The organism is Parvimonas sp. D9 (genome assembly GCF_035282565.1).
Taxonomy (GTDB): domain Bacteria; phylum Bacillota; class Clostridia; order Tissierellales; family Peptoniphilaceae; genus Parvimonas; species Parvimonas micra.
Window position 1 is genome coordinate 20,877 of sequence record NZ_JAYKBM010000008.1, and the last position, 16,201, is coordinate 37,077.

The window sequence follows — 16,201 nt, forward strand, 5'->3', positions numbered from 1 at the left end:
GCCTTACACTTATATAATAAAAATTTTCTAAAAAAAGGGGGGATAAGGTTTATCTGTTATTCCTTTAACTTGTATGAAGTGGTGTTTTGTGTTAAAATAGTTGACACTAAGGGATTTGGAGGCAATATGAACAACGGATTACTCGAAATTTTTTCGTACATAATTTTATTTATTTATACAATATTTACCATTGGTAATTTATATATGATATTACAAAAAAAGACTACGGAAAGAAATTTTTTCAATGTATTTTTAATGCCATTATTGGCATTATTCTATCTATTAAGATTTAAAAATCATAATATTTTAATATATCTTGCAATTTTTTCATTTTGGATTGGAGATATTTTGCTTACAAAAAAGAATAAAAGGAATGTAATTCTAGGTTTAAGTTTATCTTGTATAGGGATGATTTTATATGTCATAAAACTTATAACATTTATAAAAATTGTAAACTTAAATTATTTGCTAACAATATTAATAATGATATTGTATTTTGGACTTGTATTTTTTGAAGTTATAATATCCTATGAATATGCAAGTGAATATTTTAAGAAAGATATAATTTTTCTCTATATCATTGCATTTTTAAATGCTTTACTTTGCATTTTAGCAATACTAACGGTAATTTCGAATTATAAAAGTGGAGTATGGTATTTAGTTTTTGGAAGTAATTTTTTCTTGATTTCAAATTCACTATTTTTCTTTGTATCATTTATAAAAAGCAACAGATTTTTCAATATCTGTACCACATTTACTTATGCAATTGCAAAACTGCTTTTAATAATAGGATTCGGACTATTTTTAATATAAACGGCTGATTTCAGTCGTTTTTTTGTTGGAGATTTTTATATTATAAGGATAAATCTTCGATTAAAAGCCTAAAGTTAATAGTAAATAAATATCATATATTATTAAAAATTATATATAAAACTAAATGTTTCACATCAGAATCTTTTGCAATGAAATGTCCCTAACACGTCATCTTGACCAAAACGAAGCGTAGCTGAGTGCAGTGAATCTAGCCCTAACTTTGTTTACTCGTAAACAAAAGTAGGTCTGACGGGGTTATTGTATCATTTGATACAATAACTCTGGAGATCTCACACTATTATTTGCTTGCAAATAATAGTAAGTCCTGCAAAGGACTTATATAAAAATTATGTAATTATATACTAATAATACGAAAATTTTTTAAGTTCTTTTTGCAAATGAAGTTTTTGTTGTATGTATCTGCGATACATTTACTTTTGCTTGTTTACAAGCAAAAGTATGAGATTTCTCCACTACACTCTACTTCGCTACGCTTCGTTCCGTTACGGTCGAAATGACGTATAAGAGAATAACTCTCGTCCAATAGCCAGACGTTAACAGTAAATAAACTTCAATGGAATTTAAAAATTGTATATTATAAAGAAATAACTCACGTTATGGCACTTTAAAAAACAAATCACTAATATGAGTAATCCACCTTATATATCAGTAAAAATAATCAATAAATATATCAAAAAACATTTAGTTAAAAAATTTTCAGAAAACTGTTTTTTCCATTGTTTTTTTATACCTTTTATGTTAAAATAACTTCAGTATTTATTTATCGGAGGTATATTGAATTGGAAGAAAAGAATATTGGAAGATTCAAAAAAGATATTGGATTAGAAAACTTCCTATGTCTCGGTTTATTTCTAACATTTTTTATTTTGATCGGTAGAAAAATGGGCGGAATAAATATGATTAAAACCATGATGAATACAGGTTTTGATTTACTTATGAATGTATGTCTTTATTTAATGGCAATTGCCGTATTGGCTGGAGCAATTTCAGGTCTATTCTCAGAATTCGGAGTAATAGCTCTTGTAAATAAGCTACTGTCAAAAATTATGAAACCTATTTATGACTTGCCGGGAGCATCCTCTTTAGGTATGTTAAATTGTTACCTATCAGACAACCCTGCTATCTTAACATTAGCACATGATGATAACTTTAGACGTTATTTCAAAAAATATCAAATGCCAGCTCTTACAAATCTTGGAACTGCTTTTGGTATGGGTCTTATCACTACAACTACAATGATGGGACTTAATGTTGAAGGTGCCGTTACAAGTGCCTTAATCGGTAACTTGGGAGCTGTTATAGGTAGTATCGTATCTGTTAGACTTATGATGCACGCTACTAAAAAAATGTACGGAACTACTGAATTTGTTGAAGTAAAATCAAGTGTTGAAATTCCGGAAAATTCAAGAGTAGTTAGAGAAGGAAGTGCCGGTTCAAGATTTATTCAAGCTATCCTTGATGGAGGAAAAGTTGGAGTTGATATGGGACTTTCAATTATTCCGGGAGTTGTAATAATCTGTACATTAGTTATTATACTTACAAATGGTCCGGGAGCTGAAGGGGTTTATACCGGAGCAGCTAACGAAGGTGTTGGTATTCTTCCTTGGATTGGGTCAAAGTTATCTTTCATACTTAGTCCATTATTCGGTTTCAGTTCTCCGGAAGCAATAGCAGTCCCAATAACTGCATTAGGCTCAACAGGAGCAGCAATCGGAACAGTTGCAAAAATGGCAGCAGTAGGAAAAGTTTCCGGAAATGACATTGCAGTATTCACTGCAATTTGCATGTGCTGGAGTGGATATATCTCAACTCACATCGCAATGATGGATGCACTTGGAACAAAAGAAGCAACAGGAAAAGCCTTAATCAGCCATACAATCGGTGGATTAGTTGCCGGAGTTGCAGCACATCTTCTATATATGTTGTTCCATATGTTTTAATAAATAAAAAAATATTGGTAGCATTTTAATGCTACCTTTTTTATGCCTAAATTTATATTTAATAAAATTTTCCTTTATGATATAATAATTATGGGTTTATGCCTTATGATAAAGCTATAATTATTTCATCATAATAACCTAAATATAATTATCAAAATGGAATTATGATATAATAATCATATGTTTAAATGTTAAAAATTATTGTAAGGGAGAGAGTTATGGATAAGGAAAAAAAGTATTTTAAAGAAATAAGAAAAAAAGTAGATATATATTTTGTTATTATAATATCAATAGTAACATCTACTATATATTATGCATTTGAAGATTTTTTTTATAAAAATTCTGATAAATTTGAAATATTTTTATTTACGATATTGAGTTGTCTATTTATATACCTTTTAAGTATTAGAAAAGATTTAAAATCTAAAAATATAACAGAGTTTGATAAAATAATTACAACAATAACTATTTTTTCAATAATTTTATTTACTTTCCTAATATTAATAGAACTCCTTAAAAATGGAATATTAAGCCCCTTATTACCTATAAAGTTAAAAACTATAATTCTTTTAATTTTTTCTGTTTTTTTTATTATTTTAATTTATAGATTATATTCATACAAGAAGTCCATCAGTTTAAAAGAAAATAGTAAAAATAATGAAAAACTTATCAATTCAAAAGAAAATAGCAAAAAAGTCTATACTTTACGGGATATCTATATGGGAAATTTTAATATTTCTTATTATAATAAAATACAAATTATGGATAGTAATAAAATTGAAGAAGATTTATTCGAAAGAAAAGATATAGTTTATAATTTATGTTATTCAATAGCTACATCTGTAAATTATCCTGATAGTTTTACAATTGGAGTTGTTGGAGAATGGGGAAGTGGTAAAAGTACAATTATAGAATTAGCAAAAACAACACTGTTAGAAAATTTTGTTTATAGAGAAGATGTTAATATAATTGACGATTTTGATCCTTGGACAATTAAATCTCAAGACTCACTAATTTTAGCAATGTATAATATAATAATGGATGCTTTAGAAGAAAATATCAGTTATTTTAAAAGAAAAAAGGTTCAAAATGCTCTTATAAATATATCTACAAATATTCCATATATTGGTAAAGGAATTGGAAATTTTTTTGAAAATAGAATTGATGAATATACTGAATATAAAGAAATCAAAGCAGACTTGGAAGAAAAACTTGAAAAATCTAAAAATCATTTAATTTTTATTATAGATAATTTAGATAGGATGAATTCTGATAATGTATTATTTTTACTTACTCTTATAGGTACATTATTCAAATTACCAAATATAACTTATATAGTAGCTTATGATAAAAAGAGATTAAAAAGTATATTTAGAACTGACAAAATAGATCCAAAATATCTTGAAAAAATAATAAACAAAGAAATTGTAGTCCCTAAAATACATAATTTCGATAAACAACAAATCTTTTATAATTGTTTAAAAAATTGTATAGAAGATATATATAATATAAACAACAAAACTTTTTTTGTAATTCCTGAAAGTATTAACAACTATAATTTAGAAGTAGTTAATAACAAAACAATTGAGAAAGTTGCTTCAAAATTTGATAATATTAGAGATTTTATAAGATTTTTAAATATTATAATATATGATATAAATGATGTTTCTCTAAATAAGCTAGATTTCCTAATTATTAAATTAATAGAATATTTTGATTATGAACTATATTTCAAAATTTATAAAAATAAAAACTTTATTACTACAGAAAAAGAAAATATAGAATGTTGTACTAAAGAAGAAATAAAGTTTTTTAAAGAAACAAAAAAAAGTAATTTTTTTGATTTATTACAACTTTTATCATTCCAATCAACAAATTTTTATAATTTAGAAAAAGAACCACAAAAGAAGTATCCTATTTATAATATTAATTCAAAGTTTTTAAAACATTCAATTTGTAACAAAGATATTTTTGAAGATTATTTTTCTCATAACTTTTATACAGAAGAATATAAAGAAATAATACAATTTTTTAAAAATATTAGTAATACTGACTATAATAGTATAGAAGATTTCTTTAATGTAAATAATAAGTATTTAGAACGTAATTATATTCATTCCCTGTATATATATCTATCTAAAATTAAATTAAAAAATGATGAAAATACTAAATATTTCAAAATGAGACTTTTTATCTATTTTATAGATAAAACAGATATCTATTTATATGATAATGATAAAGGTAATAATAAAAATATCATAATATTCTTTTTAGGAGAACTTTACCGTACAATAATAGGTTTAGATAAAGATACTATTGTTTCAGAAGAAAATATTTCTAGCTCTATTAAACAATTTTTAAAAGATATAGAATTTTGTTTTAATACATCAATATACGAAAAAACTATGGTGAATTTAGAAAAATTAGTAAATACTAAATATAATGTTTATAATGAAGACTTTAAAAAAATGATAAAAATTGCTTTAGAAGAAATAAAAAACGATAAAATAAACAACAAATAAAGGAGTGAATTTCACTCCCTTATTTGTATCTTATTATTTAATTCACTCTATCTGCCATTTCTTCTTTTAGAAATATACATTCCTAGAAGTCCAACTGTCAATAGCAATGTAGAAGATCCTGCAATTGCAGTTTTAGGTATTTTAGATGATTTTTCTTTATGAACTTTAGCCTTTTGATTTTTATTTACATCATTAGGTTTTTGTTTGTTATCTTCTTTATTATTATTTTCTTTATTATTATTATTTTCTTTTTTATTTCCTTCCGGTTTAGTATCTTCAACAGTTGTTAAGTCTTTTCCGTTAGGATAAGAGCCGCTTGACCCGCTTTGAGTATCTTCTGTTTCATCAACTACATTTGATTCAATAATGACATCTTGAAGTTTTAATAATAACTTTCCTGCAGCTTCACTTTTTTGGCTGTTATCATTTATCTTGTATTTTGCAGTAGATTCTACTAATGTGATGTCAGCTGTGCCTACATCTTTTTTGGGTTTTAGTTTATAAACTAATTTTAAAGGTTTATCTTTTTCAAAAGCATTTTTTATATCTTCTGCATTTAAAGTCCAATTAACTTTAGGAGGATATGAAAATATAAAGCCTTTTCCAGCTTTACTGAATGTAGCATTACCGTCTTTTTCAAGGATTTCAGCTTCATAATCCTTATGAAGTTTATCTTCTATAGAAATTTCTTTTAATATATCTTTAAATTTATCGGCTAATTTACTGTCATTAGTATCTAAAAATTTTCCGTTTTCAGACATATCTTTTAAATATTTTTCCAATTCCGCTTTTTTCTTATCACTTTTATCAGTAACATTTACGGAATAAAAACTTATTTTTTTATTTTTAGCTATTTTCGCTTCGCCTTGTGCTGATAAATTGTGATTATAGAATACATATTCTCTTTGGTAGAAAATAGTATCTAACGCAGTTTCAATCACTTTTACAGTTGCTTTATTAAGTATTTTTTCAACTTCTCCGGCATTTTCTTTTTCTATTTTGCTTCTCAAAGCAGCCATAATAGTCTTTTTAAACGGAAATTCCTTACTTACAACATTAATTCTTTGATAACTGTGATTATGGTATCCCTCTCCAACAGTCTTGGAGTAATCAAAGTTTGAAGAATCAAAATTATTGCTTTCAAATTCTTTTAGTTTTATATAGTCAAAAACGGAATCCAATCCAAAAAGTTTTAAATAATCAGCTAGACCAAGGTTATCTTTTATATTATCAAAATTATGAATTCCAAGTCTGTTCAACAATTTTATAAAAGCTTTAAAATCTTTAATCATATTAGCTTTTTTAAATGTTTTTTCAACATAAAAAGGCCATGGGAAAAACGGACTTTCACCCACAACAGTATCCCCTTTGACTGTTGTAGTTCTAGCTTTTTCCTTGTCTTTTATATCATAACTGAAAGTCGCTTCTCCTTGAGACATAAGTACAATATGTTGACGCTTACCGTTATTTTTTTCTTTATCAAAAATGCTTTCAGCTTTATGTATAGCCGCTTGCATACTTACACCATAGTTAGTGTTTTTCTTAGCTTCTTCAAATGCTTTTTCTACCATTTGTTCAACATTTGAAGGTTTTAACTCAACTGAATCTTTAACTTGACGATAAAAACTGATTAAACGTACTGAATTAAGATTTTTGTGCATATCATCTTCTAAAAGAGTCTTAACTATTTTTTTAATACTTTCTTTTGCACTTTTTTTAGATTCTTCTGTCATTTTTTTAGATGTATCCAAAAGAATAATAACATCTGCACCATTGTAAATTTGCTTTGGTTTAATTGTTGTTGTAACAGTTATTGACTTATCTTTTTCGACAACAGCTGATTTCATAATATCAAATAATTTTGTTTGTTCAACATCTCTTCTTTTTACACTTTTTCCATTATCCGATATTTCTTTGTCGGTTCCCTCTTTTTTTACTACAAGTTCCTTTTTTTCTTCTACTACCTTATTTTTATTTTCCGGCGGTTTATCTTCGTTTGCCAGAGCTTGTTTAGGTAAAAAATTGATTACAAAACTAAACAGTAAAATAAAGACTAATAATTTTGATTTTTTCATAAATCGTAACTTTACTCCTTTAAAAATTTTTTATATAAAAAATGAGCTTAAAAACAATTAAAGGTTTATTTCGTAATAAATAATTAATTATAAACAAAAGCTCAAATTTTCTACACTTCCTATAATAGGATAATGTATTCGCCTATCAATCTCAAGCGATACCTGTCATATATACCCACTAATATGTAAAAAAATCACAAAAAAATGTATTTTTTGTGATTTTTTTATATCAATTTATTCTTTTTAGCGATTTTTTTGATTTTATCGAGGTCGCTTTTGTCGTATTCTTGTCTTAAGTCTCTAAAGATTTTAAAGTTTACCATTATGGTCTTTCCTTTGTTTTCAATTGAAAAGTTTCTTATTCTATCCCATCTGTATAGCTTTGCAACTAATTGCCATGGATGAACAATTCCTCTTTCACTTATTCCAGCACTTATAATGCTTGTAAAGAAAGCCAGCCACCAAGATAAAACTATTATATAACCCACTAAGTCATTTTTAAATTTATATCCTGCAAATAGCATAAGAGTTAATGCTATTATTAGAGTCATTAATGTAAATTTTGTAAACTTTACTTTTATGATACAGGTTAGTCTCCGATAGATGTTAAAAATACATAAAAGTAAAGGAATTAAAATTAAAGGTAACATAGTTTCTCCTTAAAATTCCATTTTTATACTTCTTTTAAAAAGATTATCCAAAATTTCTTTTGGGTCTTTTTTATTATAGATTATTTCATAAACTGCATTTGTTATAGGCAATTCAACATCGTATTTTTCGGATAAATCCATTAATGCCTTTGTTGTGAAATATCCCTCTGCAAGTTTCTCAAAACTTTCGCCCTTTACAAATTTTTCTCCAAATTTTCTATTATTACTAAATTCGGAAAAAACAGTAGCTTCATAATCTCCAAGATGACAAAGTCCGTATGCACAGCTTTTATCTCCACCCATTTTTTCAATAAGTCTTGCAATTTCTCTCGTTCCTCTTGACATCAAAGCTCCTTTTAATGAGCTTAAATTAAATCCGTCAAGCATTCCTGCAGCGATACCTATTACATTTTTTGAAGCTGCCCCGATTTCATTTCCCAAAAGATTAGTTCCATAGTAAAATCTGATTAAATTACTTGAAAAAGAATCAACTAATTTTTTAACCAATTCCCTATCGTCCGAATCAATTACCATACAATTCGGAATTCCATTTGTAAAGTCCTGAACATGTCCAGGTCCAATCCAAGCACCACAAGAATAATTTTCTCCTAGAATATCCTTTACAATTTTTGTAGGTGTAAAACCTGTCTTTATTTCAATTCCTTTCATACAAAGGATAATAGGAATATTTTTCTCTTTAAAATTAGCTTTATTTTTATTTAACAAATCCCTTAAGCCCTGTGTTCCAACTGAAATAATGATTAAATCTTTATTAAAAACATCATTTATATCAGTTGTCAAAGTAATGGACTTTGGTAATTCAAGAAAATTATTTTTCCTATTCTCTAAAAAGTTTTTCATCTTTTCAGAAGTTTCTCTTCCGTATAAAGTTACTTCGTTTCCTATTTTATCTAAATACCAAGCTATGAAACTTCCCCATCTTCCACAGCCTATAACAGCAATTTTCATAAAATCTCCTAATTTTCTTCCAACATATCAATTCTCTTTTGATGACGACCACCCTCGAAGTCCTCTTCAATAAAAGTTTTTACAATATCTTTTGCAAGTTCAATTCCGGTAACTCTCGCACCCAAGCAAAGAACATTTGCATTATTATGTTTTCTAGTCATTCTAGCTGAAAAACTTTCACTGCAAAGACCTGCACGAATTCCTTTAACCTTATTACAAGCTATTGAAATTCCGATGCCTGTTCCACAAATTGCAATTCCTAAAGAATTTTCATTCTCTAAAACTTTTTTACAAACAGCTTTTCCAAAAAGCGGATAATCCACGCTTTTAGTTTCATCTGTTCCTACATTTATAACTTCATGTCCCAATTCTTCTAAAAATTTTACAAGTTCGTTTTTCATCTCAACTGCTGAGTGATCATTACCTATTATTATTTTCATACAACTCTCCTTACATACTATTTAATATAATTAATAATAATATATTTATGAATTATAGTCAAGTATTTAAGTAACTTATAAAGGGACTTAATAGTATTATTGTAAATTTTGGTAACTTTATAATTGACTTAAAGTTAAAATAGTAGTATAATTATATCAAGAATTAGCAAACTTAACCCAACTACTGTAAATACCGTCATATCTAGGTAATCAGGAGGAAATATGTACGATAGAGAGAAAATTATAGAAGATTTTAGCCCTTTGATTAAAGCGAGTATAAAAAAGTATTTTGCAAATTACATAAGTTATGAAGATGCGTATCAAGACGGAGTTGTAAAAATTTTGGAGCTTTTGGAGAGCTATAAAGGTGGTGGAAAAGTTTCACTTGAATGTTATTTAAAATATCAATTAAAATTTTTTTATATGCAAAAATTTTTTAAAAGAAAAAAAGAAACTGAAAAGACATATACTAAAATATATCAGTCAAAAGATGACGAGACAATCGAAATTTTGGAGCTTATTGTTGACGAAAATGCAGATACACAAAGAGATATTGAAACAAATGAATTGAATAAAAAGATAAGAGAAATTGTGTCCACTCTCCCCCAAAAGCAAAGAGAGGTTATAGAATACAAATTTTATGAAAATTTAAAAAATAAAGAAATTGCAGAGAAAATGAAAATAAAAGAAGACACAGTTAAAGAGTATTATAAAATAGCAAAGAAAAAACTTAAAGTTAAGTTTGTAGAAAATGAGCTAGATATTAGAGAGTTGTAGTGTTTAGATACCAATGGGATGTATCTACGATACATCAATTATTAAAAATCTAAATCATAAGCATAGAGCTTTATGAGATCTTTCGACTTCATTCACTTCGCTCATTCCGGTCGAGATGACGTGTAAGGAGAATACTTCGTTTTATAGCTAGACGTTAAAAGTAAATAGAATTTAAAGAATATTTAAAATTTTATATAAAATTAAAATTTTTCACGTCATAGTACTATGTAAAGGAATTTTTCTAACACGTCATCTCGACCGTAGTTGAGCAAAGCGAAACGAAGTGGAGAGATCTCACACTATTATTTGCTTGCAAATAATAGTAAGTCCTGCAAAGGACTTAAAAAATAAAACCGTTAAATATAACTGCTATGTAAATTTTCTAAAGCTCCATTTAGTATGAAAATTTCATATCGATGTATCGTAGATACATCAATAATTAAATCTTCTCCCCCATATTTCAAAAAGGACTCTTTGAGTTCTTTTTTTGTATATTTTTATGAAATTTTTACAATTTTGTGGTAAAATATAATATGTATATTTATGTAGATTTTTATTAAGGAGAAAAAATGACAAATTTTATAGATGAAAAATATGATGTTGTTGTAATCGGTGCAGGTCACGCCGGTTGTGAAGCAGGTCTTGCAAGCGCTAGACTTGGATTAAAAACTGCAATTCTTACAATAAGCATGGATTCAGTCGCAGATATGCCCTGTAATCCAAATATTGGCGGTACGGGAAAAGGCCATTTGGTTCGTGAAATAGACGCTCTAGGCGGAGAAATGGCGATAAATATAGATAAGACTTTTATTCAATCCAGAATGCTAAATACTTCTAAAGGTCCAGCTGTTCACAGTTTACGTGTTCAAGCAGATAAAAAAATGTATCATACTGAAATGAAAAAAGTTTTAGAAAACGAAAAAAATATAGATTTAATTCAAGCAGAAGTTAAGGAGATTTTAACTGAAAATAATGAAATAACAGGAGTTTTAACAACTTCAAATGAAATCTTTCCTGCAAAAGCAGTTATTATCTGTACGGGAACTTATCTTAAATCTATGATTTTAATTGGAGAAAACTGTTATGAAAGTGGTCCAAACAACTGGAAATGCTCTACTTATTTAAGTGATAGTTTGAGAAATTTAGGTATTCCACTTAGACGTTTCAAGACAGGTACTCCTGCAAGAGTTCATAGAGACTCCATTGACTATTCAAAAATGGATATCCAAAAAGGAGATGACAATATAATTCCATTTTCCTTTATGAATGAGGGAAAAGATATAGGAAATCATAAAGAAGATTGTTTTTTAACTTATACAACTTTGGAAACTAAACAAATAATCGAAAAAAATCTTCATAGAAGTCCTATGTATGCAGGAATTGTAAAGGGTGTAGGTCCAAGATATTGTCCTTCTATTGAGGATAAAATTGTACGTTTTAATGAAAAAGACAAACATCAAGTTTTTATTGAACCGGAAGGTTTGGATACTTCTGAAATGTATATTCAAGGTGTCAGCAGTACTCTTCCCCTTGAAGTTCAAAAGCAGATGTATAAAAGTATTTTAGGACTTGAAAATGTTAAAATTATGCGTCCTGCTTATGGAATTGAATATGATTGTATTGATCCGACTATTTTAAGGGCTACTTTAGAGCATAAGGATATTAAAAATCTATTCTTTGCAGGTCAAATTAATGGAAGCTCCGGTTATGAAGAAGCTGCAAGTCAAGGTATTATCGCAGGGATAAATTCAGCAATGAATATTTTAGGAAAAGAACCTTTTGTGCTTACCAGAAGTGATGCCTATATCGGCGTTTTAATCGACGATTTAATTACAAAAGGAACTGATGAGCCTTATAGAATGATGACTTCAAGAACTGAATACAGACTTTCTTTAAGACAAGATAATGCAGATTTAAGACTTACGGAAATGAGCTATAATATAGGTTTGGCAACTAAAGAACGTTACGAAAAATGCCTAAACAAAAAGACTTTAATTGAAAATGAAATAAATAGACTAAAATCTTCTATATTAACTCCAAAGGAAAATACAAATAAGGCTTTGGAAAACTTGGGAAGTATGAAACTTAAAACTGCAGTAAGCCTTTATGATTTAATAAAAAGACCTGAGCTTGACTATGAGATGATTAAGGATTTGGATACAACTCGTGAACCTTTGGATAGAGAGATAAAGATGCAAGTTCAAACGATGATTAAATATGAGGGTTATATAGAAAAACAAAGTCAACAAATAGAGGCATTTAAAAAACTTGAAAACAAAAAACTTGAAAATATCGACTATAATTCCCTATCTGGACTTAGAATTGAAGCAGTTCAAAAACTTGCAAAATTCAGACCTGAAACAGTAGGACAAGCGAGTAGAATTTCAGGAGTAAGTCCAGCAGATATAAATGTTTTGCTTATTCATCTTGAAACTCAAAGGAGAAAAAATGGATAATTTAAAAAGTTTAACTCAAAAAGAAAATATTATTTTAAGTAATATAGCTTTGGAAAAGTTTGAAATTTACAAAAAATTAATTCTGGAATGGAATGAAAAAATAAATTTAACAGCTATTACAGATGAAGAAGCTATGAATACAAAACATTTTTTAGATTGTCTATTGCTTACAAAAACTGGACTTTTTGATGACGATAAAACTGTTTTAGATGTAGGAACTGGTGCAGGTTTCCCTGCAATTCCACTTAAACTATATAATGAAAATTTAAAAATAACAATGTTAGATAGCTTAAATAAAAGGATTAAGTTTTTAAATATCGTAATCGAAGATTTGAATTTAAAAAATATAGCGGCTATTCACGGACGTGCAGAAGAAGTTGGAAGAAAAGAAGGCTTTAGAGAAAGTTTTGATATAGTGAGTTCAAGAGCTGTCGCTTCCCTATCTTTACTTTTGGAATTTACAATTCCATTTTTAAAAGTAAACGGACTTTTTCTTGCAATGAAAGGGCCTTCATATCTTGAAGAAGTTGAAAATTCAAAAAATGCACTAAAAAAATTAAATTGCAGATTAGAGAATGTATTGAATTTTAAAATCGAGCAAAATGGAGAAATTTCAGAAAGAAATATTTTGATTATTAAAAAGACAGGAAAAACTCCGGATAATTTTCCAAGAAATATGGGACAAATAAAGAAAAAACCGTTATAAAAGAGTAAAAGAAGGTTGAAATACCTTCTTTTTTTATGTTTATAATATTTTATATAAAAGGAGACTTCTAGTACAACTACCCAACAGACCCGCTCTTGTTTACAAGTAAAAATAAGATTGCACCTAAATAATATTAAAGTATTTATTCTAAGTATATCGACTATGAAAATCTAAATCATAAGTATAGGGCTTTATGAGATCTCCAGAGCAATTGTATCTAAAGATACAATTACCCCGTCAGACCTACTTTTGTTTACGAGTAAACAAAGTTAGGGCTAGATTAACTTCATTCACTTCGCTCATTCCAGTCGAGATGACGTATTGGGAGTATATCTGCAAAGCTCTATGACGTGAGTTATTTTGTTTAATATAAAATTTTTAAATACCATTTGAAGTTTATTTGTTTTTAACGTCTAGCCATTAATCAAAGTGTTCTCCGTACACGTCATCTTGAGCGAAGTCGAAAGATCTCATACTTTTGCTTGATTTCAAGCAAAAGTAAATGTATCGCAGATACATCAACCAAGAAAACCTCGTTATAATGAGGCTTTAAGAGATTTACTTTATAAGTTGCTATGACATAAAACATTTTGTTTTACACATAAGTCTTATTAATATTTGAAGTTTATTTTCAGAATTTTGACCCATTAGAGTATATCCAAAAACATGCAAAAAAAGATTGGGATTTTTACATCCCAATCTCTTTCATCAAATATTATTATATTTTAAGAATATAAATATTTCTAATCCACTTATCAAAATGAATCTACCAGTTTATAACTTATTTATTATTCTTTTTCTTGTATCTGATTCTAAATCCACCAAGTGCAACAGTTGATAATCCCAATAAAGCTGTGTATAATGCAGTATTTGCTCCAAATCCTGTTCTAGGTATTTCTTTTCCAGGTTTTTTAGGTGTAGGATTTGTTGTTTCGTTTGTTTCGTAATTATTGTTTCCTTCTAATACATTTGCCTTATTCTTAATTACTTCACCATTTACATTTTCATCTACTTTTACTTTAAATGTAACTTCAAATGTTTCTCCAGGTGCCACTTTTTCTTTTGTCCAAGTGATTACTCCATTTTCATAAACACCGTTGTTATCAGCAGAACCTTCTACATATTTTGTATGTGCAGGTATAGCATCTTTAATTACAACTTTTTGATCTTTTCCTGTTGTGTTCTTGTAAGTTACTTTGTAAAGTAGTTCTTGTCCGGCTTTTACTTCCTTACCGTCTATACTTACTTTATCATTTTTACTATCAAATACATCTTTAACAGGTTTTGTAGATACAGGATTTGTTGTTTCGTTTGTTTCAAACTTGTTATTTCCTTCTAATACATTTGCTTTGTTCTTGACAGTGTTTCCACCTGCGTTTTCATCTACTTTTACTTTGAAAGTAACTTCGAATGTTTCTCCAGGCGCCACTTTTTCTTTTGTCCAAGTGATTACTCCGTCTTTGTAAACTCCGCCATCACTAGCTGAACCTTCTACATATGTTGTATGTTCAGGTATAGTATCTTTTATTTCTACTTTTTGTTCTTTTCCTGTTGTGTTCTTGTAAGTTACTTTGTAAAGTAATTCGGCACCAGGTCTTGTTTCTTTACCATCAATGCTTACTTCAGGATCTTTAGTTTCAAATACGTCTTTCTTAGGTTTTGTAGAAGTTGGATTTGTTGTTTCATTTGTTTCAAACTTATTATTTCCTTCTAATACATCTGCCTTATTCTTTATTACTTCGCCACTTACATCATCTTTTACTTTTACTTTAAATGTAACTTCAAATGTTTCATCTGCTGCTACTTTTTCTTTTGTCCAAGTAATTTCTCCATCTTTGTAAACTCCACCATCACTTGCTGATCCGTCTACATAAGTTGTATATTCAGGAATCTTATCTTTTATTTCTACTTTTTGATCTTTTCCTGTTGTGTTCTTGTAAGTTACCTTGTAAAGTAATTCTTGTCCGGCTTTTACAATTTGTCCGTCTATACTTACTTGATCGTTTTGACTATCAAATACATCTTTCTTTGGCTTTGTAGAAGTTGGATTTGTTGTTTCATTTGTTTCAAACTTGTTATTTCCTTCTAATACATCTGCCTTATTCTTTATTATTTCGCCGCTTACATTATCTTTTACTTTTACTTTGAATGTAACTTCAAATGTTTCATCTGCTGCTACTTTTTCTTTTGTCCAAGTAATTTCTCCATCTTTGTAAACTCCGCCATCACTTGCTGATCCGTCTACATAAGTTGTATATTCAGGAATCTTATCTTTTATTTCTACTTTTTGATCTTTTCCTGTTGTGTTCTTGTAAGTTACTTTGTAAAGTAATTCTTGTCCGGCTTTTACTATTTGTCCGTCTATACTTACTTGATCGTTTTGACTATCAAATACATCTTTCTTTGGCTTTGTAGAAGTTGGATTTGTTGTTTCATTTGTTTCAAACTTGTTATTTCCTTCTAATACATTTGCCTTATTCTTTATTACTTCGCCACTTACATCATCTTTTACTTTTACTTTGAAAGTAACTTCAAATGTTTCATCTGCTGCTACTTTTTCTTTTGTCCAAGTAATTTCTCCATCTTTGTAAACTCCGCCATCACTTGCTGATCCGTCTACATAAGTTGTATATTCAGGAATCTTATCTTTTATTTCTACTTTTTGATCTTTTCCTGTTGTGTTCTTGTAAGTTACTTTGTAAAGCAGTTCTTGTCCGGCTTTTACTATTTGTCCGTCTATACTTACTTGATCGTTTTGACTATCAAATACATCTTTCTTTGGCTTTGTAGAAGTTGGATTTGTTGTTTCATTTGTTTCGTATTCATTGTTTC

11 protein-coding genes are annotated in these 16,201 nt (G+C 28.2%); 6 read left to right on the forward strand and 5 right to left on the reverse strand.

The window, feature by feature from the left end:
• Positions 1-126 precede the first annotated feature (126 nt).
• From VJI94_RS07000 to VJI94_RS07010, 3 genes are all read left to right on the forward strand, one after another.
• On the forward strand, positions 127-813 hold the full coding sequence (locus VJI94_RS07000; protein ID WP_041953226.1) for a lysoplasmalogenase family protein: 687 nt from the start codon (positions 127-129) through the stop codon (positions 811-813).
• Between the two features lie 800 nt (positions 814-1,613).
• Positions 1,614-2,774, forward strand: a complete 1,161-nt coding sequence (locus VJI94_RS07005) for a hypothetical protein (RefSeq protein WP_324008823.1) — start codon at positions 1,614-1,616, stop codon at positions 2,772-2,774.
• Between the two features lie 218 nt (positions 2,775-2,992).
• Positions 2,993-5,296 carry a KAP family P-loop NTPase fold protein gene (locus VJI94_RS07010; protein ID WP_324008824.1) on the forward strand — a complete coding sequence of 768 codons (2,304 nt, stop codon included), beginning with the start codon at positions 2,993-2,995 and terminating at the stop codon, positions 5,294-5,296.
• 47 nt (positions 5,297-5,343) lie between these two features.
• Here VJI94_RS07010 and VJI94_RS07015 read toward each other — a convergent pair whose 3' ends face one another.
• The 4 genes from VJI94_RS07015 to rpiB all read right to left on the reverse strand — a co-directional run bounded on the left by VJI94_RS07015 (position 5,344) and on the right by rpiB (position 9,430).
• Positions 5,344-7,371 carry a serum opacification factor gene (locus tag VJI94_RS07015; RefSeq protein WP_324008825.1) on the reverse strand — a complete coding sequence of 676 codons (2,028 nt, stop codon included), beginning with the start codon at positions 7,369-7,371 and terminating at the stop codon, positions 5,344-5,346.
• Positions 7,372-7,595: 224 nt separating this feature from the next.
• On the reverse strand, positions 7,596-8,021 hold the full coding sequence (locus VJI94_RS07020; protein ID WP_324008826.1) for a hypothetical protein: 426 nt from the start codon (positions 8,019-8,021) through the stop codon (positions 7,596-7,598).
• A 9-nt stretch (positions 8,022-8,030) separates the two neighbouring features.
• A complete protein-coding gene (locus VJI94_RS07025) occupies positions 8,031-8,990 on the reverse strand; it encodes an NAD(P)H-dependent glycerol-3-phosphate dehydrogenase (protein WP_118059279.1) in 960 nt (319 codons plus the stop codon).
• Positions 8,991-8,998: 8 nt separating this feature from the next.
• Positions 8,999-9,430 (reverse strand): ribose 5-phosphate isomerase B, encoded by a 432-nt coding sequence (gene rpiB / locus VJI94_RS07030; protein ID WP_009447620.1) that lies wholly within the window; start codon positions 9,428-9,430, stop codon positions 8,999-9,001.
• Between the two features lie 222 nt (positions 9,431-9,652).
• Between rpiB and VJI94_RS07035 the strand changes: the two genes are divergently transcribed.
• The 3 genes from VJI94_RS07035 to rsmG all read left to right on the forward strand — a co-directional run bounded on the left by VJI94_RS07035 (position 9,653) and on the right by rsmG (position 13,369).
• Positions 9,653-10,207 (forward strand): sigma-70 family RNA polymerase sigma factor, encoded by a 555-nt coding sequence (locus tag VJI94_RS07035; protein WP_324008827.1) that lies wholly within the window; start codon positions 9,653-9,655, stop codon positions 10,205-10,207.
• 569 nt (positions 10,208-10,776) lie between these two features.
• The gene (gene mnmG, locus VJI94_RS07040) at positions 10,777-12,663 is read left to right on the forward strand and encodes a tRNA uridine-5-carboxymethylaminomethyl(34) synthesis enzyme MnmG (RefSeq protein ID WP_324008828.1); all 1,887 of its coding nucleotides are present in this window, start codon (positions 10,777-10,779) and stop codon (positions 12,661-12,663) included.
• On the forward strand, positions 12,656-13,369 hold the full coding sequence (gene rsmG, locus VJI94_RS07045; protein WP_324008829.1) for a 16S rRNA (guanine(527)-N(7))-methyltransferase RsmG: 714 nt from the start codon (positions 12,656-12,658) through the stop codon (positions 13,367-13,369). Before mnmG ends, rsmG begins: the two co-directional genes overlap by 8 nt.
• Positions 13,370-14,150: 781 nt before the next feature.
• On the opposite strand, the gene VJI94_RS07050 is transcribed toward rsmG, so the two are convergent.
• Positions 14,151-16,201: Ig-like domain-containing protein (locus tag VJI94_RS07050; protein ID WP_324008830.1), on the reverse strand; the 2,051-nt coding region annotated here is incomplete at its 5' end.

What these genes read in the sequence shown, in the direction of transcription:
- VJI94_RS07000 (WP_041953226.1), top strand. Translation starts at nt 127, where the DNA reads ATGAACAACGGATTACTCGAAATTTTTTCGTACATAATTTTATTTATT.
- VJI94_RS07010 (WP_324008824.1), top strand. Translation starts at nt 2,993, where the DNA reads ATGGATAAGGAAAAAAAGTATTTTAAAGAAATAAGAAAAAAAGTAGAT.
- VJI94_RS07015 (WP_324008825.1), bottom strand. Translation starts at nt 7,371, where the DNA reads ATGAAAAAATCAAAATTATTAGTCTTTATTTTACTGTTTAGTTTTGTA.
- VJI94_RS07020 (WP_324008826.1), bottom strand. Translation starts at nt 8,021, where the DNA reads ATGTTACCTTTAATTTTAATTCCTTTACTTTTATGTATTTTTAACATC.
- VJI94_RS07025 (WP_118059279.1), bottom strand. Translation starts at nt 8,990, where the DNA reads ATGAAAATTGCTGTTATAGGCTGTGGAAGATGGGGAAGTTTCATAGCT.
- rpiB (WP_009447620.1), bottom strand. Translation starts at nt 9,430, where the DNA reads ATGAAAATAATAATAGGTAATGATCACTCAGCAGTTGAGATGAAAAAC.
- VJI94_RS07035 (WP_324008827.1), top strand. Translation starts at nt 9,653, where the DNA reads ATGTACGATAGAGAGAAAATTATAGAAGATTTTAGCCCTTTGATTAAA.
- mnmG (WP_324008828.1), top strand. Translation starts at nt 10,777, where the DNA reads ATGACAAATTTTATAGATGAAAAATATGATGTTGTTGTAATCGGTGCA.
- rsmG (WP_324008829.1), top strand. Translation starts at nt 12,656, where the DNA reads ATGGATAATTTAAAAAGTTTAACTCAAAAAGAAAATATTATTTTAAGT.